We start from the raw sequence: 25586 nt of genomic DNA on the forward strand, positions 1-25586 counted from the left end.
CGGGCTGATTTCCTTGGCTTTTCCTACCGGGAAGCCGTCATTCTGTTAAGAAATCATTAGGATTTTAATGAATGCGGATTGCGCTTAATTGTAAGAACCTGGCTAATGTGTCACTACGATACGGTCAGGAACGGGTTTGCGTACGAAAGTGGCAACTGTTCCGGTGGATAAGCTCTGTGCTTGGTGCCGAGAGGCCTTGGTTCCGGCTATCCATCGAGGCAATGGAATGGGTGATCAGGCAGGGTGTTGCGCGGATGTGGCGCGTGTCCCCTGGCGTCACCGCCCTGTTTCGGATGTCTTCGCGATCGCCGGTGCGGCGCCGTGGAGATGGCCATCGGCGGGCAATAGTAGTGAGGCGTATCCCTATGGCGACGAAAAAGAGCAGTGAGTCGATCGACGAAAAGGCGTTCCAGGCACTGGAAGCGGCCCTGAAGATCGACTTTGACGACCTTAAGTCGGCTCTGAATGACAAGACTTCCTTGGATGAACCGGAGGAGACTGTGTCTGAGCCCAGCAAGCAGGCGGCCGTATCTGATCAGGCGCAGGCTCCAAAGGCGCAGCCGGAAGCGCCAAAGGCAGTGCGCAGCCTCGCGCCCGAGCCCGCTCCGAAGCAGCCGCCGCTTTCGCCGGCAAATGACGATACGCGCCGATCGCCAGCCGCGATGCTGCGTTCCCTCGAAGTTCGCACCAGCCGCGCGGCAATCCGCACCGCTGCGCTTGTGTCGCTGCTTTGGGCCTTCGCTGGTCTCGCCGTCGCCCATCTCCTTTATGCGCCGCAGATCTGGCAAATCCGTTCGCCCGCCGACCTCGCCGCCACGCCGGGTGCAATAGGTGTTCTTATCGGCATCGCCCTGCCCGTGATGCTGTTCTTCTCCTTTGCCATCATGATCGCGAGAGCGCAGGATTTGCGGAATGCGGCACGCTCGATGGCGGAGGTCGCCCTCCGTCTTGCCGAGCCGGAAACAACCGCCGCAGACCGCGTGATGACCGTTGGCCAGGCTGTCCGTCGCGAAGTGTCGGCGATGAACGAAGGTATCGAGCGCACGATCGCACGCGCGACGGAACTCGAAACGCTGGTCCACTCCGAGGTAAATGCGCTTGAACGCAGCTACAGCGAAAACGAACTTCGCGTTCGAACGCTCGTGCAGGAACTGGGACTTGAGCGGGAAGCGATCATCGGGCACGCCGACCGTATCCGCACCTCGATCGCCGGTGCGCACACCAAGCTGAAGGACGATCTGGAACTGGCAAGCGAGGATATTGCCTCGCGCATCGCTTTGTCCGGCGAAGCCTTCGCTTCCTTGATCGATACGCGCTCCGCCGCCCTCACGGAAAGGTCGGAAAATTCGCTGCAGACCATCAGCACGATGCTGTCCACCCGCACCGATGCGCTCCTTTCCGGGCTGACGACGGCGGGCGTCGCGCTCAGCAATGAATTCGATGCACGCCTCGACGCTCTCAGCGAAACCCTGGAAAAACGCGGCGAGCAGCTGCTCGGCCAGTTCGAGACCCGCGCTTCGAGCCTGGATGCCAACACCGAGAAGCTGAACGCCGCCCTCAATGAGCGCGCGCGCCAGCTCAATGAAACGCTGATCGCACGGACCCGCGACCTCAACGAGAGCCTGAGTGTCGGCCAGCAGGCAATCGTAGGCGGGCTCGACGACATGCTTGCCTCGCTCAATGGCGCCCTCGACGAAAAGGGTGCAAGCTTCAGACAGAGCCTGAAGTCGAGCGCCGACGACGCAATCATGGATCTCGATCTTCGCGGCGGTTTCTTCGAAGAGAAGCTGCAGACTACGGTCGGCCAGTTGGCGACGGCCTTCGACGAACGCTTCCACGAGTTCGCCAGTGCTTTCGACAAGCGCGCGAACCTGCTCGACACCAAGCTGATGGAAAGCCTTCACCGGATCAACGAGACCGTCTCCGGCGGCTCGGACGCGATCGGCAACGCCCTCGACAGCGGTGTCGAGAAGATCGGTTCGGCCCTCTCCGACCAGTCACTGACGCTTGCCACGGCACTTGGCGCGACACAGGATTTCATCGAGGAAAGCATCGGCGGCCGTACGTCGGAGCTCAGCAATCTCATCGGCAGTGCACAGAACCGGATCGAGAGCGTGCTTTCCGACAAGACCGGTTCGCTGATGGGGGCGCTCACCGAGGCACAGGAACGGATCGAGAGTGGCTTCGGCCGCCGTGCCGATGCGCTTGCCGATGCCCTCACGACCAGCGAGCAGCGCCTCACCGAGGGGCTCGATTCGCGCACGTCCGCCTTCATCGACGGCCTGCAATCCGCGCATGCGCGGATTGAACAGACCCTCACAGGCACGACCGACGAAATCACCAGCGCAATCGCGGCAAGCCAACATCGCCTGGACAACACGCTTTCGGAGCGCACTGCCGCCATCTCGACCGCCCTCACCTCCGGCGCGAACCTCGTCGAGGGTGCTGTCGCCGGTACCGCTGATCGGCTGGAGCGCGTCCTCTCCGAGCGCGGAGAGGCGATCTCCGAAACGCTCAGCAGCCGGACCAAAGCGCTCGAGGGCGTGCTGTCGCAACGTGGGGACGCGATCACCGACGCGCTCACCAACCAGACGACTGCGCTCGATGGGGTCCTTTCGGAGCGTGCGACACAGATCAACTCGACGATGTCGGCCCGCGCCAATGAAATGGCGGACACGCTCAGCCGCCATGCCGAAGACGTTGCCGACAACCTGACGTTCCGCGCAATGGCCGTTGCCGAGACGATGACGGACCGCGTCGGCGAGATCGAGAACAAGCTTTCACAAAGCGTATCCGAGGTAGCCGAGAACCTCGGTAGCCGCGTCAGCCAGATCGCAGGCACGCTCACCGAAACAAGCGCTCGTATCGCTGAAGATCTGAGCGGCCGCGTCGGCAAGATTTCGGACGCATTGACTGGCACCAGCGCCGAGATCGCGGAAGCGCTTACTGCCCGCACGTCCGAGGCGACCGCCTCGCTCGCCGGCAAGGCTGCAGAAATCGAGCGGGCGCTTTCCGGCAAGACCGAGCATCTGCGCGACACGCTCACGACGACGCATGATCAGATTAGGACGACGCTCGATGATCGGATCCACGCGATCAATCTGGCCGTGGGCCAGGGCCGTGAACAGCTCGAGGATCTGCTGTCCGATCAGTCCATGGCGATCGCGACGACGCTCGCGACCAGCGCCAGCATGCTGGAAATGTCGCTCGAGGAGCGACAGTCGTCGATTGCCGGCGTCATTGACCGCGGCGCCGACGCGCTTGACGCGCGCATGCGCTCCACCACCGGCAATATCGCGGAGCGCCTTGCCGAGACGGCCGACCAGATCAGCCTTGCGGCCGACACGCTCACCAATCGCGTCGACATTTCGATCAACGGCATCAATAACCGTCTCGACGATACGGGCGCCCGCATCGAGGCGAGCCTCGGCTCGCTCGAAGAACGCGTTCAGGGCAGCGCTGGCAGCGTCAACGCATTCGTCGATGAAGCCGGCACGCGTATCGAAACGAGCCTCGGTTCGCTCGAGGAGCGTATTCGCGGCACCGTCGGTACCGTCAGCGGGATCGTCGACGATACGGGTATCCGCATCGAGAACCGCCTCGGCGCCGTGGAAGAGCGCATCCGCGGCAGCGTCGGCAACGTCAACGCGATCGTCGACGACACCGGCGCGCGCATCGAAACGAGCCTCGGTTCGCTCGAAGAGCGCATCCGCGGCAGCGTCGGCAACGTCAACGCCATCGTCGACGATACCGGTGCGCGCATCGAAACGAGCCTCGGTTCGCTCGAAGAGCGCATCCGCGACAGTGTCGGCAGCGTCAACGCCATCGTTGACAGTGCCGGGCAACGGATCGCTGATAGCCTTGGTGAGCGCGCCGGGGAAATTGATCGGGTCAGCGAGACGGCGGCAGCCCGCATCTCGACGGCGATCGAGGCCGGTACGGGCCGTATCGAAGAGCGGCTCGGTACGATGGATCGTGCCCTCAACATCGGTCTCGAAAACGTCAACCGGACGATCGAAGGCAAGGCCGCAGCCCTCGTCACGAGCCTGCGCGGCGCGGTAAGCAGCGCAGCGCAGGAGCTCGACGCGGAAGCTGCCCGTTCGGCCGATCTGTTGTCCAAGGCTGGCGTGGATTTCGCAGACGCGCTTGCCGCCCGCAACGCCGAATTCGCAACCTCGATCGAGCAGACCGCATCGACCACTGCTGCCCGCCATGCCGACCTCGCCCGCTCGGTTACCGACGCCGTGGATACGGCAACCGCCCGGCTTGCCTCCACCCATAACCAGGTTGCGAGCCACGCACTGGGCATCCAGCAGAGCCTCTCCGATGCGGAAAAGGCTCTCGATGCCCGCGGTCAGGCCATCCGCAGCACGCTCGACGAACGCACCCGCGAACTCAACTCGATGCTCGCCGGCCGGTCGCTCGAGCTGTCGCGCCTTCTCGACGAGCAGGCGCGGCCCGTCATCGAGCAGTATGCCGCAACCGGCAAGGAGGCGGCCGAACGGATCGCTGCCCTCACCCAGGAGAGCGCGGATCGCCTGCGCGCTGAAAACGCGGCGCTCATCAACGCCATTACTGAGCGGACCGACGAAACGCTCAACGCCATCACGTTGCGCGCAGAGGAAACGGCCAAGGCCATGAAGATGGTCGAAAACCGCCTCCAGTCGACGGCGATGGGTCTCATCGACCAGCTCGCCGCCAACAATTCGGCGATCGCGACCGTTATCGACCAGGCGAGCGACAATCTCGGCGACATGGATCAGCGCCTCGAGGCGACGGCATCGAAGTTCTCGGAAACGACACGGCAGGCGTCCGACATGCTGTCGAGTTCCGCGCGCCTCATCGAAGGCCGGGTCGACAAGCTGTCCGACATCGCCGGTTCGACGCTTTCTCAGATCGGCGGGATCGTCGGCCGCTTCGAGGATCATTCGAAGGTTCTCGGCCAGGCGTCCGACCTGCTGGCGGCCGCCCAGTCGAACCTGGTCAGCACGCTCGAAGAGCGTCAGGCCGCATTGCGGACCCTTTCCGTCGGTCTGGTGCAGCGCTCGGAGGAAATCGAGCGCACGATGCGTGCACTGGAAGGCTTCGTCGATGGCGCCTTCCAGCGTGCCGAAGAACGCTCCGGCCAGGTCGCCGGAAATCTTCGCAGCGGCATCCAGTCCTCCTTCGCGGACGTCGGTCGGCTGCTGTCGAGCACCGAACAGCGTGCGAACGAGGCTGCCGAAGCGATGCGCAACGCTCTGGCGCAGGCTGGCCAAGAAGCCGGCGCGTCGGTGGAGGGCGTCTTCACGCAGGCCGCGGAACGGACCCGCCAGATCGCCGATACGTTGCGCTCGGGCGTCGAGACCTCGTTCGCCGACGTCAACAAGACGCTGTCGCAGGTGGAAGGCCGCGCGCTCAGCGCCTCCGAGGCCCTTCGTCGCGCGATCGCCAAGGCTGGCGAGGATGCCGGTCAATCGATCGAGGGCGCCTTCACGAGTGCCGAGGAACGTTCGAAGGAAGTAGCGTCGCGCCTGCGCGGCAGCGTCGGTGCCTCGGTGTCCGACATCGAGCGCATGCTGGCTGAAAGCGGCAAGAAGTCTGACGGCGTCGCCGCCCAACTGCGCGAGGCCGTCCGCCAGGCAATCGATGAGGCGATCAACCGCTTCAGCGGTGCGACCGACGAAATCCGCCGTTCCGCCACCGAGATCCGCAAGGAACTCGATATGACTCGCGAGGAGCTGAAGCGCGGTGCCTTCGACCTGCCCGAAGAGGCAAAGGAGAACGCCTCGATGATGCGGCGCGCCGTCTCCGAACAGATCAAGGCGCTACAGGAGCTTTCCGAAATCATCGGCAAGTCCTCCACACAGCTCGAGGTCGCACAGCCGGTTCGCCAGCAGGCCGTTTCGAATACTCCGGCCACTGCCGCCCCTCGCCCCGCCGTCCAGCAACCCGTTGCGGAGCAGCGGCGCGAGCAGCCGGCTCCTGCACCAGCGCCGGCTCCGGCCCTGCGTGGAAGCCTCGGCCTGGAGCAAGCCACACGTCCGCAGCCGCCTGCCCGCCAGGATGTCGCCGAGGACCGCACGGAAGAAGGCGGCGGCTGGATGCGCGATCTGCTTCGCGCCGCCTCGCGTGAAGAAGCGCCCGCCACCGCGCGCCAGCGACCGGCGGAAAGCCAGCCTTCGGTGCGCGCCGGCGACAGCCGCAATCCGCGCCATGTGGTGGAGTCGTTGAACTCGCTCTCGGTCGACATCGCGCGGGCGATCGACCACGACGCGTCGGTGGATCTCTGGCGGCGCTATCAACGCGGCGAACGCGATGTGTTCACGCGCCGGCTGTACACGCTCAAGGGGCAGCAGACATTCGACGAGATCAAGCGCAAGTACGATCGCGAGCCGGAATTCCGGACTGCGGTGGACCGTTACATCGCGGATTTCGAAAAGCTCCTCGCTGATGTCGCACGAAACGATCCCGACAAGCGCATTACGCAGACCTATCTGACGTCCGATACGGGCAAGGTCTATACGATGCTCGCCCACGCGGCCGGTCGCTTCAGCTGATCCGGCATAGAGATCTGCAGGCAACGGCCCTGTCGAAAGACGGGGCCGTTTCATATTCGCCGCATCTGAAGCCGCCACACAGATCCTCGCAGCCGCGAGCGACCTGCGTCGGCAGTGGAGACCGTGGTTGCAAACTCCCCCAGATGATCTCTCGCTTCGCCCCTGACGCGCTTTGCGATGGCGCCCGCCAATCTCGCTCCTGGCAGCGCGCGCCGACTTGAAATCGGCGTTGCGGGACAGTCTACACCCGAGGAACGTGCCAATCGCGAAAAGATGCCTGGCGTCATCGAGTTGGACGACGCCCGGAGGACGCAAGGTCCTTAAATCGGCTCCGATTTGGGGACAGAATCGCGCGCAATTCAAATGCTGCAATGCGCTCTGCGCGTCGGATTGACGCGCGGCGTTCAAGGAGGCGGAAATGAAGCCGCGAATTAAGGTCCTTACCCTTGGCGTGAGCGATCTCGAAAAGTCTCTCGCCTTTTATCGCGACGGAATGGGACTGCCGACGGAGGGGATTGTCGGCCAGCAATTCGAAGATGGCGCGGTGGTCTTTTTCCATATGGGCGAGGACCTGATCCTGGCGCTATTCCCGACGACCTCACTTGCCAAGGATGCGAAGATAACCGCACCGCCAGTGCGGCTCGGTGCGGTGTCCATCGGCCACATCGTCAAATCGAAAGACGAGGTCGATGCCGTCATGAAGCAGGCCGAAAAGGCCGGCGCAATCATCACCGATGCGGCGCATGAACGCGTCTGGGGCGGGTATTCGGGTTATTTCCACGACCCGGACGGCCATCTCTGGGAGATCGTCTGGAATCCGCAATGGACGGTAGCCGATTGAATGCTGCCGAGACGCGCGCCGAGAAAGCCCGGCGGTTCGCTGGCGGGTTCGGAACCTGGCGGGGCCAGAACCATACTCGCGCAAAAAGAAAGGCCCCGAACCGGGGCCTTTCTAAATTCTGATGACCGAGCCGGCATTGCCGGATTTCGATCAATGCTCCTTGTTCGCGTAAACCGATTTCTTCGTCAGATAGATGAGGCCGGTGAAGATGAGCAGGAACACCATGACCATGAAGCCAGTGCGCTTGCGATCTTCGAGATGCGGCTCGGCCGCCCACATCAGGAATGCCCCGACGTCTTTGGCGTACTGGTCGACCGTCTGCGGCGTGCCGTCGTCATAAGTGACCTGGTCGTCGGAGATCGGCGGGGCCATGGCCAGCGCTGCCGCGTTCGCGAAGTACGGGTTGTAATGCGTTCCTTCAGCGACCTCGACGCCTTCCGGCGGCTCCTGGTAACCGGTCAGCAGCGCATGGATGTAGTCCGGTCCGCCTTCCTGATAGGGCCAGAACATGTCGAATACGAACTGCGGGAAGCCGCGCTCGATGCCGCGTGCCTTCGCGATCAGCGAAAAGTCCGGCGGTGCGGCGCCATTGTTGGCGGCAGCCGCTGCTTCCTTGTTCGGGAACGGCGACGGGAAGTGATCCGACGGAACGGCCTTGCGCGTGAACATCTCGCCGTCCGCGTTCGGTCCGTCCTGAACTTCGTAGTTTGCCGCGAACGCCTTCACCTGAGCCTCGGAATAGCCCAGATCTTCCAGGGTGCGGAAAGCGACGAGGTTCATCGAGTGGCAGGCAGAACAGACCTCGGTGTAGACCTTGAGGCCGCGCTGGAGCTGGCCCCGGTCGTAGTGGCCGAAGAGGCCGGCAAAGGTCCAATCCTGCTGTTCCGGCTTGTGGATCGGAAAGTGCGGCGTGCCGCTGGTGGCATGCTCCTCTCCGCCTGCCGGTTCCTGGGCGACGGCGGCGCCCAGGCCGAGACCGGCGACGACAGCGAGTGACAGAATGCCTGTAACAAGCTTTTTCATTGTTGTGGGTTCCTTATCAATCACTGTTCTGATCAAGCGCGTACGGTTGCCGGCTGCGCCTTTGCATTCTGCTTTTCCAGCACCGCTTCGGTGATGGAGTTCGGAATGCGCTTCGGCGTTTCGATCAGGCCGAGAACCGGCATGATGACGAGGAAGAAGGCGAAGTAGTACAGCGTGCCGAGCTGCGACATCACGACATAGAGGCCTTCTGCGGGGCGCGAACCCAGCCAGCCGAGCATGATAGCGTTAGCGACGAAGATCCAGAAGAACAGCTTGTACCACGGACGGTAGACGGCCGAACGGACCTTGGACGTGTCGAGCCAGGGCACGAAGAACAGGACGATGATCGAGCCGAACATCACCAGAACGCCACCAAGCTTGGAGTCGATCGGTCCAATGCTGAAGGTGATGGCGCGCAGCATTGCGTAGAACGGCAGGTAGTACCATTCCGGAACGATGTGTGCCGGGGTCTTCAGCGCGTCAGCCGGGATATAGTTGTCCGGATGGCCGAGGAAGTTCGGCATGTAGAAGACGAACCAGGCGTAAACGATCAGGAACACCGATACGCCGAGCGCATCCTTCAGCGTTGCATAGGGCGTGAAGGCGACGGTGTCGGTCTTCGACTTCACTTCGACGCCGGTCGGGTTGGTCTGGCCGACGACATGCAGAGCCCAGATGTGCAGGACCACGACGCCGGCGATCATGAAGGGCAGCAGATAGTGCAGCGAGAAGAAGCGGTTCAGCGTCGGCTGGTCGACGGCAAAGCCGCCAAGCAGGAACTGCTGGATCCACTCGCCGACCAACGGGAAGGCCGAGAAGAAGCCGGTGATAACGGTCGCACCCCAGAAGGACATCTGACCCCAGGGCAGAACGTAACCCATGAAGCCGGTTGCCATCATCAGGAGATAGATGACGACGCCGAGGATCCAGAGGATTTCACGCGGCGCCTTGTAGGAGCCGTAGTAGAGACCGCGGGCGATGTGGAGGTAAACCGCGATGAAGAAGAACGACGCGCCGTTGGCGTGCAGGTAGCGCAACAGCCAACCGTGGTTGACGTCGCGCATGATCTTTTCGACCGAGTTGAAGGCAACCGACGTTTCCGCCGCATAATGCATGGCCAGCACGACGCCGGTCAGGATCTGGACGATCAGCATCACCGACAGCATGGCGCCGAAGGTGTAGGCGTAGTTCAGGTTGCGCGGGACCGGATAAGAGACGAACGAGTCGTGGACGAGACGCGGCAGCGGAAGACGGGAATCAACCCACTTCTCGATGCCTGTCGTTGGCGTGTAGGTTGAATGATCAGCACTCATTATCAGTAGTCCCCTCAACCGATCTTGATAACTGTGTCGGAAACGAACGAGAAGGTCGGCACGGGGAGGTTTTCCGGTGCCGGGCCTTTGCGGATACGGCCGGCCGTATCGTAGTGCGAGCCGTGGCAGGGACAGAACCAGCCACCGAAATCACCGGCCTGACCGAGCGGAACGCAGCCGAGGTGGGTGCAGGAACCGATCATGACGATCCAGTTCTCCTTGCCCTCGCCGGCCGAGCGGTCGAGATCGTTGGCCTGGGCGTCAGCCGCGAGGTTGGCGTTGCGCGCAACCGGATCCTTGAGATCGCCCAGAGGAACGGCCTTGGCGTCTTCCACTTCCTTGTCCGTGCGGTTGCGGATGAAGATCGGCTTGCCGCGCCATTTCGCCGTCAGCGACATGCCGGGCTGCAGGCTGGAGACATCGACCTCGATCGAAGCGAGCGCGAGCGTCGATGCGTCGGGACGCATCTGGTCGATGAACGGCCAGGCAGCGGCAGCGGCGCCGACGACGCCGGCCATGCCCGTGGCCAGGTAAAGGAAATCGCGGCGAGTGGGCTCGCCCAAGGTCTCGCTTGAAGTGTCGTGTTCGCTCACGGCTAAACCATCCTCTCACGCAATGTGCGGAAACCGCATCCGCCCCGGCGAGATTCCTGTTCAGGCCATCGCCCGAGCCAAGGAACCACGCCCTCTCAATTCTCTGGCGCCCTGGCCGGCCTGCCGAGACAAGCATAGACCGGGCACCGGTATCCGGAAAATTATACGCACGCACTGCACGCAGATTCCCCGTCAATCGGGCGCGTTCTATGCTTGATCGCAAATTATGTCCAGCCTTGACAAGGGCATGTGGGCAGATTGTCGCGGGTAAAAGCGCGACCAATTGGCACAAGGACTTGACGGGGTTACGGGCCGTTTCCCGGGAGGTGTCGCGGACGGTCGGCGGGCGGCGTTCGAGCGCCCTATTCCGCCGCTTCTTCGCGCGCCAGAAAGCCGCCCGATTGACGCGACCAGAGGTCGGCGTAGAGTCCGCCGCGCGCGATCAGTTCCGCATGGGTGCCATCCTCGACGATGTGTCCCCTGTCCATCACGACAAGCCGGTCGAGCGCGGCGATCGTCGACAGCCGATGGGCGATCGCAAGCACCGTCTTGCCCTCCATCAGGCGCTCCAGGTTCGACTGGATGGCGGCTTCCACCTCGGAATCGAGCGCGGAGGTCGCCTCGTCGAGAACGAGAATCGGCGCATCCTTCAGCATGACGCGGGCAATGGCTATTCGCTGCCGCTGGCCGCCGGAAAGCTTGACGCCGCGTTCGCCGACATGTGCGTCGAACCCCCTTCGGCCACGCTGATCCTGGAGGTTCACGATGAAATCGTATGCCTCCGCCTTGCGGGCTGCGTCAATCAACTGCGGTTCATTCGCGTCGGGCCGGCCGAAGAGGATGTTGTCGCGGATCGACCGGTGCAGAAGTGAGGTGTCCTGGCTGACCATGCCGACATGGGCGCGCAAGGATTCCTGGCGGGCCGCCGCAATGTCCTGGCGGTCGATCAAGATGCGGCCGCCCTCGAGGTCGTAGAAGCGCAGCAGCAGGTTGACGAGCGTCGACTTCCCGGCCCCGGACCGACCGACGATCCCGACCTTTTCGCCTGGCCGAATGGTCAGCGAGAAATCGTCGATGACACCGCCGCCCTTTCCGTAGTGGAACTTCACGTGCTCGAAGCGGATCTCCGGTCTGTGGACCTTGAGATCGGTCGCACCCGGTCGATCGACGAGGCCGATCGGCTGGGAGACGAGCTCGGCAGAATTCTGGATCGTGCCGATATTGCGCATGATCGCGTTGAACTGCGACATCATGCGGCCGAGCAGCATGTTAAGGCGCAGCACCAGCGCCAGCGTGAACGCCACCGCGCCGGAACTGACGGAGCCGGCAAGCCACAGATGAATCGCATAGACGGCGATGGCCGTGATCATCAGGCCGGACAGCAGCGCCAACGACGAGCGCACGGCCGTCAGCAACCGTGTGAAGGGGATCACCGCTCCCTGGAACCGGTCGAAGCCGCTGCGAATGTAGCGGTCGTTCTCTTCGTCACTACCGAAGAGCTTCAGCGTCTGGATATTCGAATAGGCGTCGACCATGCGACCGTTGAGCATCGACGCCATCTCGGCCGTCTCGCGGGCGTGCTTGCGTACGCGGGGGACGAAATAGCGGGCAAGCGCAAGGAAGACGACAATCCAGAACGCCACCATTGCCGCAAGCCGCCAGTCGAGCTGCGCTATCAGTGCCATGGTCGACGCCGTGTAGATCACGATGAACCAGACGACCTGCAGCAGCGAGACGATGAGGTCGCTCGTGGCCTGCGCGCCGGACCATACCTTCGTGACGATGCGGCCGGAAAAGTCGTTCTGGAAGAAGGTCAGCGACTGGCGCGCGACGTGAACGTAGGATTGCCAGCGCACCAGGTTGAGAAAACCGGTGATGATCGCCTGTTCCTCGACGAGTGCGGCGAGCGCAACCGCAAGGAAGCGGAACACCAGCACCGTCAACAGCATGAAGAGCAGTTCCGGTCCATTGGCGGAAATCAGCCCGCTCCAGCCGGCCTCCGGCTTCACGGTATCGAGGACATCGACCAGTCGGCCGACGAAATAGAATAGCCCGGCTTCCAGCATCGCCACCAGACCGCCAAGCGCTGCCATGGCGAGGAACGGTCCCTTTGCCTGGCTCGCATAGAACCAGGCGAAACCCCACAGCGATTTTGGTGGCTGCAGCCTCTCCCGCGGCGCGAACGGCTTGATCCAGTTCTCGAAGATGGTGACGATGGCGCGCAGCATGTTTTCCGATATAGGTGGTTCTGAAACAGCGGCAAACGATTTCCGATGCCGGCTTTATTACAAATGCGTCATTTCCGGAGCGATCTCGCCCGAAAGAACTTGAGAAAAACGCCTCAACTGTTTGTTGCAAAAGGCCAATGGAAGCGGCGGATTACTCCGCCGCTTCTTCCTTCTCCAGATCGTCGGCAATGAAGCCGCCGGACTGGCGCGACCAGAGATCGGCATAAAGTCCGCCCTTGGCCACGAGCTCTTCATGGGAGCCGGTTTCGACGATTCGACCGGCCTCGAGGATCACCAGGCGATCCATCTCGGTCAAAGTCGAGAGCCTGTGCGCAATCGCGATCACCGTCTTGCCTGCCATCAGCGCGAACAGGTTTTCCTGGATCGCGGCCTCGACCTCGGAATCGAGCGCCGACGTTGCCTCGTCAAGGATCAGGATCGGTGCATCCTTGAGGAAGACGCGGGCGATCGCGATGCGCTGGCGCTGGCCTCCGGAAAGCTTGACGCCCCGCTCGCCGACCTGCGCGTCGAGGCCGTGCCTGCCAAGGTTGTCCTCCAGCGTCTGAATGAAGTCCCAGGCGTTCGCCTTCTTCGCCGCCGCGATGATGTCCGCATCGCTCGCTTCCGGGTGCCCATAGGCGATGTTGTCGCGGATAGAGCGATGCAACAGCGACGTGTCCTGCGTGACGACGCCGATCTGCGCGCGCAGGCTATTCTGGGTGACGGTGGAGATATCCTGGCCGTCAATGCGGATTGAGCCGGACTCAAGGTCGTAGAAGCGCAGCAGGAGGTTCATCAGCGTCGTCTTGCCGGCGCCCGACCGCCCGACGAGGCCGATCTTCTCGCCCGGGCGGATGTCGAGCGACAGCCGATCGATGACACCTTTCGCCTTGCCGTAGTGGAAGCGAACGTTGTCGTAGCTGATCGCGCCCTTGTCTGCCTCAAGCACGGTCGCGTTCGGCTGGTCGACGATGTCGTGCGCCTTGGTCATCATGCCCATGCCGTCATAGACCGTGCCGATGTTCTCGAACAGTGCCGAGACTTCCCACATGATCCATTGCGACATGCCGTTGATGCGCATCGCAAGGCCGACCGCGATGGCGATCGCGCCCACCGAGATCGCGCTCGTCAGCCACAAGTGGATGCCGAGGGCGCCGATGGCGAAAAGCGCCAGGCTGTTGTTCGTATAGACGAACACATGAAAGAGCGTCACCTTCCGCATCTGCCGGTGGACGGTATCGAGGAACTCGTCCATCGCCGCGCGGGCATAGGTCTCCTCGCGGCCGGCATGCGAGAACAGCTTGACGGTCCCAATATTGGTATAGCTGTCGACGATACGGCCCGTCATCATCGAGCGCGCATCGGCCTGCTCCTTCGAGATCTTCTGCAGCCGCGGCACGAAGTAGCTGACGATGGAGATATAGACCACGAGCCAGACGGCAAGCGGCGCAACCAGCCGCCAATCAGCCGTCGCGACGACGATCAGCATCGTCACGAAATAGCTGACGACATAGACGAAGACGTCGAGGATCTTCATCACCGTCTCGCGCACGGCAAGCGACGTCTGCATCACCTTCGTCGCTACGCGTCCTGCGAATTCGTTGGCGAAGAAGGTCATGCTCTGGCGCAAGAGGTAACGATGCATCTGCCAGCGCGCGATCATCGGGTAGTTGCCGAGCAATACCTGATGCATAACGAAAGAATCGAGAGCGACCAGACCCGGCAGACCGATGAGGACGAGCGCCGCCATCCAGAAGAGCTTGCCACCTTCGGCCGCCAGGAAGTTTTCACGGTTGGCGCTGGCGAGCCAATCGACCATGTTGCCGAGGAACTGGAACAGCGCCACCTCGCCGACAGCGATCAGCATCGTGCAGACCGACATGATCAGAAGCCATGGCACGGCAGGCTTCGTGTAGTGCCAGCAGAAGGCAAAAAGGCCCTTCGGCGGAAGTGTCGGCTCTTCCGTCGGATAGGGATTGAGGCGGGATTCAAACCAGCCAAACATTATCGAGCTCCTTCAGAGTATTTTTGAAGGAAGGCGGGTCGCCCCGCATTCTTATCTTGAAAAATCGAAACCGGAAATGGGCCCGCAAGACAGGCTACGACCTCCGGAGAACCGGAGCGCGCGTCAATCGATCGATAGAAAGAAAAGGCGCGGAACCGGTCAGACCAGGAAGGACCCGGCCCAGAGGCGTGTCATCACGGGAATATGCATGCATGCCTCCATGGGTTCGCGTTGAAGATGAGCGAGCTTTAAAACTATTCGCGCGCCCGCGCCAGATTGTCGCGGGTATTTTCTTCTCCATTTTATAATGACCATCCCGGCTGTTGCCGATACGGCACAAATTAGCGCGCCAAAAACCAGCGGCACGAAATGTGTCGTCCCACCGCCAGGCCACGGCTGGATCGCGGGACAATTCGCTGTCATAGAAGCCGTCGCTTTTGCATGCTCCCTTACGTTCCGGTGAAACCCTATGAACAATCTCCGCATCGCGCTCTATCAGCCGGACATTCCGGGCAATACCGGCACGATCCTGCGGCTCGCCGCCTGTCTCGGCGTCGCGGTGGATATCATCGAGCCAGCCGGCTTCGATCTGTCGGATCGCAACCTCAAACGTGCGGGCATGGACTACATTGCGGCGGTCACGCTCACCCGCCACCTCAACTGGGAGCGCTTCGAAGCCTGGCGGGCGACCAGCGGCCGGCGGCTCGTGCTGGCCTCGACCAAGGCGGCGCAGCCCTATACGCGCTTCAGCTTTCGCGCCGACGACATCCTGCTGTTCGGACGTGAAAGCGCCGGCGTGCCGGACCACGTGCACGAGCGGGCCGATGGCCGTGTCGTCATCCCGATGGCGCCCGGTCAGCGCTCGCTCAATATTGCCATGTCGGCTGCCATGATCGTCGGCGAAGCGATCCGCCAAACCAAGCCTGGCTGACAGGGCGGGGAACGTCATGCCCTGTCCTCTTGTTGCCGGGGACGCACGGCGAGCAGCATCCGGCTTACGAGGCAGACGAGCGCGAGCGCGCCGAGCAATGCACCCGCGCTCGTGAAGGCGGCTGCATAGCCCCAGTCACGGACGAGTGGCTGGCTTGCGAGCGGTGAGATGAACTGGCCGGCAAAGATTGCGGCGATCAGGGCTCCCGAAAGTCGCCCGCGCAGTGCCGGCGGCGCGATCGCCAGCAGCGAAGCCGAGAGGTTCGGCGTCATCATCCCCATGCTGATCCCGGTTATCGCGGTTGCGGCAAGGATGCCGGCATAGGATTGGGCACTTCCCAATCCGATGTAGCCAGCGCCGAGCGCTGCGAAACCGAGGGCAAAGACGCCCATCCGGCCGATCCGGCTCCTCACCCGCGAAAAGGAAAGTGCCGCGAGGACGCCAACCACCTGCCCTGCTCCGATCGCGATGCCGGCCCGGCTCGGCTGGGAGATGCCGAGGCTTTTCAGATAGAAAGGCAACTGTGTCGGCAGCATGTAGAAGATCGCAAAGTGCAGGCATGCCGCCAACAGGACGAGGGCAAGCGGCAATGCGAAACCATGGCGTATTCCCTGTTTGGTCTCTGTAACAGACCGTGCCGCAGCTCTTTGCGGTTCGGGAATGAGCGCCAGGACCGCCGGCAACAGCGCGAAAGCCAGGCAATAGATCGCAAAGGGCCCGCGCCAATGGATGTCGGCGAGCAGACCTCCGCCCGACAGGAAGATGGCTCCGCCGATACCGACGAAAGCGGCCTGGAACCCCATGTAACGGTCGCGCGCGACCCCTTCGAAGAAATCGCCGACCAGCGCGGTTGCCGTCGTCATGATGCCGGCGACGGAAACGCCGAGGACTGCGCGGCCGACAAGCAAGGCCGGCAGGCTGTCAAGGACGAGGCCCGACGATCCGGCCAGCGCGAAGACGACAAGAGACAGAAGCAAGAGCCGCTTTCGGCCGAACCGGTCGGCAATGACGCCGGCAACGGGTGCGAGTCCGGCGATGAAGATCGCCGGGAGCGTCAGCATCAACCGGCTGAGCAGCGCCGCGCCTTCGGTCTCGACGAAGTGAGCCTCGATGCCGGGCAAGGAAGCGGAGATCGTCGCGCCCGACATGATCGTCAAGGCGCTCACACACAGAAGCGTGAGATTGCGGCCCCTGGTTTCCGCGGAAAGCACGCCTTCTGTGGCCGCTGCTCCATGGAAGGTTGGGCCGCTCATGCCGCGATCTCGCTATAAGGCGTTGCCTTGCGGGCGCTTTTCAGAGTGCGTGCCCACCAGGTCAGCCGATCCATCATCAGGAACAACGGTGCTCGGATTTCGTCAGGCTTGTAGAGATTTCCGGCTGCATCGAATTTCGACCAGGCTTTCGGGAAAGTGATGCCGTCGCGCAAGGTGACCGTGTGCAGTTCGCCAAAAACCTGACGAAGCTGCTCAACCGCTCTGATCCCACCGGATGCGCCACCATAGGAAACGAAGGCAACCGGCTTCGCATGCCACGGTTCGTAAACGGAATCGATCAGCTCCTTCAGCGCGGCCGGATAACCGTGATTGTATTCGGGCGTGACAACAATGAAGGCATCCGCCTCGGCGACCTTCCGTTCCATCCATTCGGCAGGATCGACCGCTTTGTCGGCACCGCGAGAGGTCCTGAATCTCACCGGGTCGATAATCGTCAGGCTGAAGACGTTGGATTCCGAAAGCTCACGGATGAGCCAACTGGCGACGGTATCGCAAAACCGGCCCTGCCGTGCGCTGCCGTAGATCACAGCGAGGGTCATCTTCTCTGTCATGGGGAATCAGCTCCTTGTTGTCGCTATCAGGGAGCTCATGCTATAGAACCTCAAGTATAGTTGAGGTCAAGAGGATCCTATGGAAAAAGGCAAGGTCGGTGATATTGCGCGGGAGTTGACGGTCGGCGAGGTCGCCGAACGCAGCGGTCTCGCGGTGTCGACACTCCATTTTTACGAAACCAAGGGGCTGATCCGAAGCAACCGCAGCCGCGGCAACCAGCGGCGCTATCCGCGTACGGTGCTCAGGCGCGTTGCTGTGATCAAGGTCGCTCAGCGCACCGGCATTCCGCTGGCCGAAATCCAGTCGGCGCTTTCCGTCTTGCCACACGATCGACCGTTGACCGTCGAGGACTGGACGAAACTCTCCCTCACCTGGCGGCATCAGTTGGATGAGCGCATCGCCAAGCTGACTGCGCTGCGCGATCATCTGACGGGGTGTATCGGCTGCGGCTGTCTTTCGATGCGCGAGTGCCCCTTGCGCAACCCATACGACGTGCTCGGCGGCGAAGGAGCCGGCCCGCGCCTGATCGATCCGATGGATGGAACGGCTTAGCGCTGCGCCGGCCGCATGCCGTCGAGAGCAACCATGCTTGCCAGTGTGCCAAGCGAGCAGAGAAACGCGAAAGACAAGGCCCACCAATTTCCGGCCGAGCCGAGAATGAATGAAAAGAAAGGTGGAGCGGCGGCGAAGGCGAGATTGAGGGGGAGCCCAAGGCGGGCCATCACCGAAGCGTATTGTCCTGACGTGAAGAACACGAGCGGCATCGTTGCCCGGCTGACCGACATGGCGCCGCTTGAAAGGCCATAGAGCACGAGAAACAGGATGATCGACCACTCGGTTCCGTTGCCGAAAATCAACGCCAGCAAGGCGAGCGGCATGATTGCTGCCGCGACGAGGCCGGTGGTCAGGCCATCCCAGCGGTTACCGCCCAGAAAATCGAAAAGCCGCGCGGACAATTGGATGAAACCGATCGCTGAACCAAAGCCGACGGCGAGATAATCCGGCACCGCGAAGCTGCGGAAAAGGTCAATCGCCACCAGTTGGAAGCCCCAGGTGACAAATCCGTTTAGCGCGACGGCGGCCGTGATCAGCGCTGTGACGAGGCGGTTGCGTCTTGTTTCGTGCAGGAACGACGTTTCTGGCGATGGCCTCTTGGGTGCGTAGACATGAGCCCCAGTCCTTGGCAGGCCAAAGAAATGCAAGGGCGCGCAGACAAAAAGCATCACTGCGCCATAAAGCGCGAAGGTACCGCGCCAACCGAGCAGAGATTCCAGATAGACAGTGGCCGGCCAGGCAAGACTCGGCGCGAGCGCCATGGCAAGCATCTGCGCGCCGATCGCGCGGCGGGCGCCCTCACCGGCTATTTCGTTCAGGAAGACATGAGCGGAGGTCGTCAAGGTTGCCGCGCCAGCCATGCCAAGGACGGCCCACGCAGCAAAATAGGAAAACGCTCCTTCCGCTCCTGCAAGCAGCCAGAGGCCGGGGGCTGCGAAGAGCGAGCCGAGTGCCAACACCCGCCTGGCACCATGGCGCGGATAGAGTGAGGCGAGTGGCGGCGAACACAGCGCCATCGCCACCAGCATGACGGTCGGCCCAAGGTAGACGCTCGACGGGTTGAGACCAAGATCGCCGGCCATTTCTGCTGCCGTCACCGAAACGGCCATGAACATGACGCCCCAGGCAATGATCTGCGTCGCGGACAAAACAACGACCGAGCGGAAGACAAGCATGAAATACGACGCGGGAAGAGAGAGGACGAACGGCTTTGAGATGTGCCGTCTGCCTTTTAGCGCAGAGGTTGCGCTGTGGCGACCATGTTTCTAGATACGTCACTGGTTTTATGCGAACGCACCGCTCTCACGGCACGCAGAGACAAGGGGCCGATCAGTCGGCGCTTGGCAGCCGGCGCATGGTGAACTCGATCTCATCGCCGTCGAGCTGGCGCCAGCTCTCTACCTCGGTCCAATAGGCTGCCTTGGGCCAGGTCTCGAACCACTCGCGCGCCTTGGCGCGGGCCGCGCTTCGCTCGAGCCGAAACGTCTCTCGCACAAAGAGCTTGTCGCTCCGCGTGGGTTTTTCCCGGCGGTGCCGGGCAATCTGACGCCGCAAGCCTTCGAGCGGCGGTCCTGCGGGTATTCTTGCCATGGGCGATACCTCTGCAACGAAGATAGGATGACCGCGACGCCATTGCCAGCCCTCGCCGGAAGGCACGCCGATCTTTTCAGGCGCCGAGCCGGCGATCCTTTTGCGCCGGCGTTCTCGCACAACCGACAACGAGCCGACGACGATTCCGTCTTGGTCCAATCATTCCCATCCTGGGCTCATTCCTGCGGTAGACTGTCCATGGGGTCGCGCCGCCGTTGCCATTCGCGGAAAAATATGAACTGTGGCGAAACCACTCGAATCGGCGGCTTTTCCCGTGCGAGAAGCCGCGAATGGAAGCTGAATTCCCATGGAAAGACCGCAATTGCCGCAGGGTCTGCCTGCCGACATCGAAGACAAGAAGGCCGAGGCGAAGGCCTGGTTCGAAAGCCTGCGCAACACGATCTGCGCGGCCTTCGAGGCGCTCGAGGACGACCTGGCCGGACCGCTCTCCGACCAGCCGGCGGGCCGCTTCGTCGGCAAGGACTGGCTGCGCGAGGGGGGAGCCGGCGGTGGCGGCCGCATGTCGATGATGGAAGGTCGCGTCTTCGAAAAGGTCGGCGTCCACACATCGACCGTCTATGGCGAGTTTTCTCCTGAGTTTCGCGACCAGATTCCCGGTGCCAGCGAAGACCCGCGCTTCTGGGCATCCGGCATTTCGCTGATCGCCCATCCGGTCAACCCCAACGTCCCCGCCGTACACATGAATACCCGCATGGTCGTGACGACCAGTCACTGGTTCGGCGGCGGCGCCGACCTCACGCCGGTTCTCGATCGCCGGCGTGTGATGACCGATCCGGATACGATGCTCTTCCATCGGGCGATGGAAATCACCTGCAGCCGCCACGCGGTCGCCGATCACGCGAAGTTCAAGGCATGGTGCGACGAGTATTTCTTCCTGAAACACAGGAACGAACCGCGTGGTACCGGCGGCATCTTCTACGACTGGCTGCACTCACCCGAAGAACTCGGCGGCTGGCAGGCGGATTTCGCCTTTACCCGCGACGTAGGTAAAGCCTTTTCTCTCGTCTATCCGAAAATTGTCCGCGCGAATTTCAATTCTCCCTGGGCGGAAGCGGATCGTGACGAGCAGCTGGTCCGTCGTGGGCGTTACGTCGAATTCAACCTGCTTTACGACCGCGGCACGATTTTCGGCCTCAAGACCGGCGGTAACGTCGAATCGATCCTCTCCTCCCTGCCTCCAGTTGTGCGCTGGCCTTGACGCGAAACGGGCGCGCGAGCCCGTTTGAACAAATTTCCGCGACCAGCGTTCTTCCCGCGAGAGGGAGAGAAGGACGGGCGCATGATTTTCAAGAAACGGACGTTCTTCGGCGACGACCCGGAGCGGCAACCGGCTGAGCACCCCGCCGAACTCGAACGCCGCGTCGCGCACTATCTTGCTGTCTCGCCGGGGCTTGACGCGATCGACGTCACGGTCACCTGCAGGGGCAACACGGTCGTGCTCGGCGGAACAGTGGCGACAAGCGATGAAGTTGCCCGCGCCGAGGAAGCGGCAGCGGCCGTCGACGGCGTTGCCGAAGTGATCAACCAGATCGAGCTTTCGAAAGCCGGAACGGGCTGAGCGATGCACCAACCGAGCGCGTCATCCGCGTAAGTGGAGCGGCGAAGAACTGAATTTCAGCGATCAGATAGAGCTGAGCGTCCAGCCGACGATCTCGCCTGCGACCCGAGCAAAGGCCGCGTCGAGGGCGGCGACGAAGGCTGGGCTGCCTGCTCCCTGTACCGGCGCGACAGCCCGGAATGCCTTTTGTGTCCGAACCGTTCCGTCCCGATCGTTGAGCAGCTTGGCGAAGATCTCTACCACCGCCGCATCCGCCCCTTCGGTGGAAATTTCGAAGGAACGGATTTCCGTGATGAGCTGGTAGTCGATCGCCAGCCCCTGGCCCGGTCTGCCGACGCCTCCGACCTTGCCGGAATTGTCAAAGGTCTGGACGAGTTTGTCCTGCACCATCTTCGGGAGCCGGTCGCCCCATTGAGCCTTTGCGAGATATTGGAGTTCCGACCGAGACAGCCGGATTACGATCTGATCGTTGTTGAGGGTCTGCAGCGCGGCCGGCTCGGGCACGAGGATCTGTCTCTTGGTCGATGCCTGCCCTTGGACGATGGGCACCGATGCAAGACTGAACGTATCGTTGACGGCGGCGCGCGTGCCGCAACCCGCGAGCGCGATGGCCAATGAGAAGATTACGGCAGACCGGGTCGCCCTCCCCCTACGCACTACAAGCCCCCGAAAATCCATACTGCCAATATCCCCATCCACTCCGGCGCAATCCAGTCTACCCGTCGGGTGCATGCTGTTTGCAACACTCGATCGACGCGAATCACCGCCGCGTGCGGCCATCATACTGCTTTACCGTTTCGCCCCCGAAAAGCAGCCTCTGTGGATTTCTATCGAAGTTTGAAATCGTACTCTCCAGGCCCTGCACCGTACGGCGCGTCTCGGTGACCAGGGCCTCCACGTCGCGCAATCCCGAATTCGAGAAGCGTCTTATGTTCTCGGCGATCGGACCGATTTGTGCATTGAGGCTGTCGGCCACCTTGCGGAATGCCTCGAGCGTCGAACGCGCCTCGGCAGAAAGCGACGGTGCGTCAGCATCGCCAAGGAAGCCGTCGATCTTCACCAAAATGCCGTCGACCCGGTTCGATGCCGCGTTCAGCTTGTTCGACATCTGCGTGAAATCGGTAATCGTCTGGTCGATATCCTCCTGCCGCGCGGAGATTTTCGACGCGAAGTCCGATATCCGCGCCACGGTCTGGCGGGCATCGGCGCTCGCGGCCGAGATGTCGTTGACGACCAGTTCGACCTTCTGGGTATCGACGGCTGCGACCAGCGTATCGACGCGCTTCAGCGTCTGCTGGGCGTTCCTGCCCACCTCTTGATAGGTTTCCACCGTCCGCCGGAAAGCGGAAATCGTCTCGGAAACGCCGCCGGAGGCGGCCTTGAGGTCATTGCTCACCTGCTCGACATTGCTGACGATGCGGTCGATCTTCTTCGGGTCCACCGATTTGATCAACGCGTCGGCGCTTGCGAGCGTCGTGTCCAGCTTCTTCGATGCGGCGCTGATCGTTGTCGAGAGTTCCCCGACACTCTTCAGGAAATCGTCGATCGCCCCGGAATTGTCTGCAAGCGCCTTGGAAAAGCGCTCGGCATTGCCGATCGTCGTGGTGAGCGGGCCACGCACATCCGTGACGAAGCCCTGTATGTCACCAATAGCGCTGTTTGCGCGGTCGAGGATCGCGTCCGCGGTCGCAAGCAGGCTGGTAACGCTCGACTGATCGGCGAGAATGCGCGCCTGCGTTCCGTTTTCAAGAGCGGTTTTCAGGATGTTTTCGTCGCCCTTGTTGCCGCCACTGAGTTCGATATAGGCAGCACCGGTCAAGCCCTGCACCTCAAGCGTGGCCCTGGTGGATTTCAGCACGGGCGCGTCGGCGGAAACCTCGGTGATGGCGAGCGAAAAGCGCGGATCGTTCGCATCGATCGCGAGGTTGCGCACGGTGCCGACGTTGATGCCGTTGAATCGCACCGGGGAGCCGACCGAAAGGCCATTGGCCGAGCCTGGGATATTGACGATCAGCTCAACCATCTGGCCGCTTCGCCCATACTGTGACATCCAGTAGACGAATCCGAACGCGGCCGCGATGACGAGTACGGTGAAGAAGCCGACAATGGCATAGTTCGCTTTGGTTTCCATTGGCTCCGACTACCTTCGCGACTTCTAGAGCGCCGTGCGTTCAAATGAACGCACAAATGACGCTCTAGCACTTTGATTCCAGACCATCTTATCCGCTTTCCACGACTGGATTTGAAAGCGGGATGCTCTACTGCATATTTCCTTAAATCGTAGCCGATTTAAGGATAAGACATGCAGCAATTCAAAGCGTTACAGCGTCCCTTGCGCGTCTGATAAGACGCGCGGCGCTGTAGCCGCTCATTCACACTGCTTCGACAAGCGGGCTTGCCCGAAGCTTGTCACCATGCGCCTTGCGAACATCAATCATGTTCGCGAACGATCGACCTTGCGCGCTTGCCCCGGAAATAGGACTTCACCCATGGCTCTTCACAGGCAAGCATGTCCTCGATCGTGCCGGAAACCAGAACGCGCTTCTTTCCAAGAACCGCAATCCGGTCGCAGACCGAGAACAGGCTGTCCAGATCGTGAGTCACCATATACACGGTCAATCCAAGCGTGTCGCGCAACTTGGCAATCAACTCGTCGAACTCCGCAGCACCGATCGGATCGAGACCCGAGGTCGGCTCATCGAGAAAGACGAGATCCGGATCGAGGGCGAGCGCGCGCGCAAGTGCCGCGCGCTTGATCATGCCGCCTGACAGCTCCGACGGGTACTTATCCGCGGCCTCCGGCGCCAGGCCCACCAATTCGACCTTGAGCCGCGCAAGCTCGTCCATCAGGTCCTGCGGCAGATCGAGATATTCGCGCATCGGCACCTGGATATTCTCCCGCACCGTCAAGGCGGAGAAGAGCGCGCCATGCTGGAAAAGAACGCCGAGCCGCATGTCGAGTGCGATCCGATCGGCCTCGCTCATCTTGTCGTATTCGGCTCCAAGGATCTCGATCGTGCCGGAACGCTTCGGCAATAGCCTGAGCACTGTGCGCATCAGCACTGATTTGCCGGTACCCGAAGCGCCGACGAAGCCCAGAATCTCGCCGCGCAGCACTTCGAGATTGAGCTTGTCGAGGACGATATTGTCGCCGAAACCGACCGTAAGGTCGCGAACGGAAAGCACGGCTTCGCGCTGTTCCACCGCGTTGTCCGGTTGTTTTTCCATGACTGCCTGAACCATGTTCCGTCCGCCTCAGAAATCGATTGCCGCATAGAACATGGCGAACAACCCGTCGATCAGGATGACGACGAAGATCGATTTGACGACCGACGACGTCACGCGACGTCCCAGTGACTCGGCGCTGCCGCCGACCTTGAGCCCCTCGACGGCGGCAACGACGCCGATGATCAGTGCCATGAACGGCGCCTTGATCATGCCCGCCGCCACCGACGAGAAGTCGACGGCTTCCTGCAGCCGCGAGAGGAATGTCGCGAACGTGATGCCCGAGTAGCTCCACGCAACGAGGGCCGCACCGGCGAGCGCCGCGAAGTTCGCGATGATCGTGAGCAGCGGCAGTGCAATCGTCAGGGCCACGAGGCGCGGAAAGACCAGAACGCCGACGGGGCTCAAGCCCATGACCTTCAACGCATCCACTTCTTCGCGCATCTTCATCGAGCCGATTTCGGCGGTGATCGCACTGCCGGACCGGCCGGCGATCATGATCGCGGTCAGCAGCACGCCGATTTCGCGCAACTGCAGAATACCGACCAGGTCGACGACGAAGATCTCGGCGCCGAACGACCGGAGCTGGAAGGCTCCCTGCTGCGCGATGATGGCGCCGATCAGAAACGACATGAGCGTGATGATCGGCACGGCCATGACGCCCATGCGGTCGATCTGGTGCACGATCGCGGCAGGCGAAACCCCCGCATGGCGCCCGAGTTTGAGCTGGGCGCCCCGGACGGCCGAGCCTAGGATGAACATCGCCGCGACCGTATCCGTCCATATCGATACGACCACCTCGCCAAGCGGCGCGAACAGCCGCTGGAAAAGCGGAGGTCTCGCTGTGTCGCGCTCGGGAGAGCGCAACTTCGCCGGCAGCGCCTGCACCAGTTCGACATAACGCTGGCCGCCGCTCGCGAAATGCACGTCCGCACCCGCCTCACCGCTAATACCGTTCATAAAGCGGCGGATGATCCAGGCGCCCGCCGTATCCATCCCTGTGACGCCAGAAAAATCGAACTCATGCCGACCACCCGAGGGGCGCCCAAGCTTCTTCAGCTTCGCGGCCATCTTCTCCGCTGTCTCATGTCGCCAGTTGCCGCTGAAGACATACCGCCGGCCTTCTGCTCCAGCGCTCTCCTCGAGCGTGACATCTGCAACGATCTGGGATTGGGAACGCGTCACGTGATCTTGGTCTTCCCGGTTTGCTTCTGCATAATTCCTTAAACCAGATTCGATTTAAGGACCAAATCATGCAGAAATTCAAAGTCGTAAAGCGGGCTTTGTGCGGCGGAAAAGCTACACTGCTCAAATAAGTTCCCAAAATGCAGAGGGGCA

The 25586-nt window shown here is 62.0% G+C and carries 19 protein-coding genes; 6 read left to right on the top strand and 13 right to left on the bottom strand.

Annotated elements, in window-relative coordinates:
• The first annotated feature begins 365 nt into the window (after positions 1 to 365).
• Both QN222_RS01185 and QN222_RS01190 read left to right on the top strand, forming a co-directional pair.
• On the top strand, positions 366 to 6539 hold the full coding sequence (locus tag QN222_RS01185) for a kinesin (RefSeq protein WP_284005158.1): 6174 nt from the start codon (positions 366 to 368) through the stop codon (positions 6537 to 6539).
• 418 nt (positions 6540 to 6957) lie between these two features.
• The gene (locus tag QN222_RS01190; protein ID WP_283962976.1) at positions 6958 to 7380 is read left to right on the top strand and encodes a VOC family protein; all 423 of its coding nucleotides are present in this window, start codon (positions 6958 to 6960) and stop codon (positions 7378 to 7380) included.
• A gap of 150 nt (positions 7381 to 7530) precedes the next feature.
• Here the strand turns inward: QN222_RS01190 and QN222_RS01195 are convergent, their stop codons facing one another.
• The 5 genes from QN222_RS01195 to QN222_RS01215 form a co-directional block, all read right to left on the bottom strand.
• On the bottom strand, positions 7531 to 8403 hold the full coding sequence (locus QN222_RS01195; RefSeq protein WP_180937761.1) for a cytochrome c1: 873 nt from the start codon (positions 8401 to 8403) through the stop codon (positions 7531 to 7533).
• Between the two features lie 32 nt (positions 8404 to 8435).
• Positions 8436 to 9716 (bottom strand): cytochrome b N-terminal domain-containing protein, encoded by a 1281-nt coding sequence (locus tag QN222_RS01200; RefSeq protein ID WP_180937762.1) that lies wholly within the window; start codon positions 9714 to 9716, stop codon positions 8436 to 8438.
• A gap of 14 nt (positions 9717 to 9730) precedes the next feature.
• Positions 9731 to 10309 carry a ubiquinol-cytochrome c reductase iron-sulfur subunit gene (gene petA, locus QN222_RS01205; RefSeq protein ID WP_283962977.1) on the bottom strand — a complete coding sequence of 193 codons (579 nt, stop codon included), beginning with the start codon at positions 10307 to 10309 and terminating at the stop codon, positions 9731 to 9733.
• A 362-nt stretch (positions 10310 to 10671) separates the two neighbouring features.
• Positions 10672 to 12537, bottom strand: a complete 1866-nt coding sequence (locus tag QN222_RS01210; RefSeq protein WP_283962978.1) for an ABC transporter ATP-binding protein — start codon at positions 12535 to 12537, stop codon at positions 10672 to 10674.
• A 151-nt stretch (positions 12538 to 12688) separates the two neighbouring features.
• A complete protein-coding gene (locus QN222_RS01215) occupies positions 12689 to 14542 on the bottom strand; it encodes an ABC transporter ATP-binding protein (RefSeq protein ID WP_283962979.1) in 1854 nt (617 codons plus the stop codon).
• Between the two features lie 469 nt (positions 14543 to 15011).
• Between QN222_RS01215 and QN222_RS01220 the strand changes: the two genes are divergently transcribed.
• Positions 15012 to 15473 carry a tRNA (cytidine(34)-2'-O)-methyltransferase gene (locus QN222_RS01220; protein ID WP_283962980.1) on the top strand — a complete coding sequence of 154 codons (462 nt, stop codon included), beginning with the start codon at positions 15012 to 15014 and terminating at the stop codon, positions 15471 to 15473.
• 14 nt (positions 15474 to 15487) lie between these two features.
• On the opposite strand, the gene QN222_RS01225 is transcribed toward QN222_RS01220, so the two are convergent.
• Both QN222_RS01225 and QN222_RS01230 read right to left on the bottom strand, forming a co-directional pair.
• Entirely contained in the window at positions 15488 to 16726 is a 1239-nt protein-coding gene (locus tag QN222_RS01225) for an MFS transporter (protein ID WP_283962981.1), read from the bottom strand.
• On the bottom strand, positions 16723 to 17298 hold the full coding sequence (locus QN222_RS01230; protein ID WP_283962982.1) for an NADPH-dependent FMN reductase: 576 nt from the start codon (positions 17296 to 17298) through the stop codon (positions 16723 to 16725). The genes QN222_RS01225 and QN222_RS01230 overlap by 4 nt, the downstream gene beginning before the upstream one ends.
• Before the next feature lie 79 nt (positions 17299 to 17377).
• Here QN222_RS01230 and soxR point away from each other — a divergent pair, with 79 nt between their 5' ends.
• On the top strand, positions 17378 to 17851 hold the full coding sequence (gene soxR, locus QN222_RS01235) for a redox-sensitive transcriptional activator SoxR (RefSeq protein ID WP_283962983.1): 474 nt from the start codon (positions 17378 to 17380) through the stop codon (positions 17849 to 17851).
• On the opposite strand, the gene QN222_RS01240 is transcribed toward soxR, so the two are convergent.
• On the bottom strand, positions 17848 to 19029 hold the full coding sequence (locus tag QN222_RS01240) for an MFS transporter (RefSeq protein WP_283962984.1): 1182 nt from the start codon (positions 19027 to 19029) through the stop codon (positions 17848 to 17850). The two genes, soxR and QN222_RS01240, sit on opposite strands and share 4 nt — an antisense overlap.
• Before the next feature lie 154 nt (positions 19030 to 19183).
• Positions 19184 to 19444 (bottom strand): hypothetical protein, encoded by a 261-nt coding sequence (locus QN222_RS01245; protein WP_153440883.1) that lies wholly within the window; start codon positions 19442 to 19444, stop codon positions 19184 to 19186.
• Between the two features lie 307 nt (positions 19445 to 19751).
• Between QN222_RS01245 and hemF the strand changes: the two genes are divergently transcribed.
• Positions 19752 to 20663 carry an oxygen-dependent coproporphyrinogen oxidase gene (hemF, locus tag QN222_RS01250; protein WP_283962985.1) on the top strand — a complete coding sequence of 304 codons (912 nt, stop codon included), beginning with the start codon at positions 19752 to 19754 and terminating at the stop codon, positions 20661 to 20663.
• An 81-nt stretch (positions 20664 to 20744) separates the two neighbouring features.
• Positions 20745 to 21023: a BON domain-containing protein gene (locus QN222_RS01255; protein WP_283962986.1), complete on the top strand. Its 279-nt coding sequence runs from the start codon at positions 20745 to 20747 to the stop codon at positions 21021 to 21023.
• A 63-nt stretch (positions 21024 to 21086) separates the two neighbouring features.
• Here the strand turns inward: QN222_RS01255 and QN222_RS01260 are convergent, their stop codons facing one another.
• The 4 genes from QN222_RS01260 to QN222_RS01275 form a co-directional block, all read right to left on the bottom strand.
• Complete coding sequence (locus QN222_RS01260; protein ID WP_283962987.1) at positions 21087 to 21701, bottom strand: ABC-type transport auxiliary lipoprotein family protein; 615 nt, start codon at positions 21699 to 21701, stop codon at positions 21087 to 21089.
• A gap of 82 nt (positions 21702 to 21783) precedes the next feature.
• The gene (locus tag QN222_RS01265; RefSeq protein ID WP_283962988.1) at positions 21784 to 23154 is read right to left on the bottom strand and encodes an MlaD family protein; all 1371 of its coding nucleotides are present in this window, start codon (positions 23152 to 23154) and stop codon (positions 21784 to 21786) included.
• Positions 23155 to 23453: 299 nt separating this feature from the next.
• Positions 23454 to 24266, bottom strand: coding sequence for an ABC transporter ATP-binding protein (locus QN222_RS01270; protein WP_283962989.1), 813 nt, complete (start codon positions 24264 to 24266; stop codon positions 23454 to 23456).
• Positions 24267 to 24278: 12 nt separating this feature from the next.
• Positions 24279 to 25433 (bottom strand): ABC transporter permease, encoded by a 1155-nt coding sequence (locus QN222_RS01275; protein ID WP_283962990.1) that lies wholly within the window; start codon positions 25431 to 25433, stop codon positions 24279 to 24281.
• Between the last annotated feature and the right edge of the window lie 153 nt (positions 25434 to 25586).

The sequence above is a fragment of the Sinorhizobium sp. 6-70 genome, from assembly GCF_030124375.1.
GTDB lineage: Bacteria > Pseudomonadota > Alphaproteobacteria > Rhizobiales > Rhizobiaceae > Sinorhizobium.

Coding starts and splice junctions, on each gene's coding strand:
- QN222_RS01185 (WP_284005158.1), top strand. CDS start 366: ATGGCGACGAAAAAGAGCAGTGAGTCGATCGACGAAAAGGCGTTCCAG.
- QN222_RS01190 (WP_283962976.1), top strand. CDS start 6,958: ATGAAGCCGCGAATTAAGGTCCTTACCCTTGGCGTGAGCGATCTCGAA.
- QN222_RS01195 (WP_180937761.1), bottom strand. CDS start 8,403: ATGAAAAAGCTTGTTACAGGCATTCTGTCACTCGCTGTCGTCGCCGGT.
- QN222_RS01200 (WP_180937762.1), bottom strand. CDS start 9,716: ATGAGTGCTGATCATTCAACCTACACGCCAACGACAGGCATCGAGAAG.
- QN222_RS01210 (WP_283962978.1), bottom strand. CDS start 12,537: ATGCTGCGCGCCATCGTCACCATCTTCGAGAACTGGATCAAGCCGTTC.
- QN222_RS01215 (WP_283962979.1), bottom strand. CDS start 14,542: ATGTTTGGCTGGTTTGAATCCCGCCTCAATCCCTATCCGACGGAAGAG.
- QN222_RS01220 (WP_283962980.1), top strand. CDS start 15,012: ATGAACAATCTCCGCATCGCGCTCTATCAGCCGGACATTCCGGGCAAT.
- QN222_RS01225 (WP_283962981.1), bottom strand. CDS start 16,726: ATGAGCGGCCCAACCTTCCATGGAGCAGCGGCCACAGAAGGCGTGCTT.
- QN222_RS01230 (WP_283962982.1), bottom strand. CDS start 17,298: ATGACAGAGAAGATGACCCTCGCTGTGATCTACGGCAGCGCACGGCAG.
- soxR (WP_283962983.1), top strand. CDS start 17,378: ATGGAAAAAGGCAAGGTCGGTGATATTGCGCGGGAGTTGACGGTCGGC.
- QN222_RS01240 (WP_283962984.1), bottom strand. CDS start 19,029: ATGCTTGTCTTCCGCTCGGTCGTTGTTTTGTCCGCGACGCAGATCATT.
- QN222_RS01245 (WP_153440883.1), bottom strand. CDS start 19,444: ATGGCAAGAATACCCGCAGGACCGCCGCTCGAAGGCTTGCGGCGTCAG.
- hemF (WP_283962985.1), top strand. CDS start 19,752: ATGGAAAGACCGCAATTGCCGCAGGGTCTGCCTGCCGACATCGAAGAC.
- QN222_RS01255 (WP_283962986.1), top strand. CDS start 20,745: ATGATTTTCAAGAAACGGACGTTCTTCGGCGACGACCCGGAGCGGCAA.
- QN222_RS01260 (WP_283962987.1), bottom strand. CDS start 21,701: ATGGATTTTCGGGGGCTTGTAGTGCGTAGGGGGAGGGCGACCCGGTCT.
- QN222_RS01265 (WP_283962988.1), bottom strand. CDS start 23,154: ATGGAAACCAAAGCGAACTATGCCATTGTCGGCTTCTTCACCGTACTC.
- QN222_RS01270 (WP_283962989.1), bottom strand. CDS start 24,266: ATGGTTCAGGCAGTCATGGAAAAACAACCGGACAACGCGGTGGAACAG.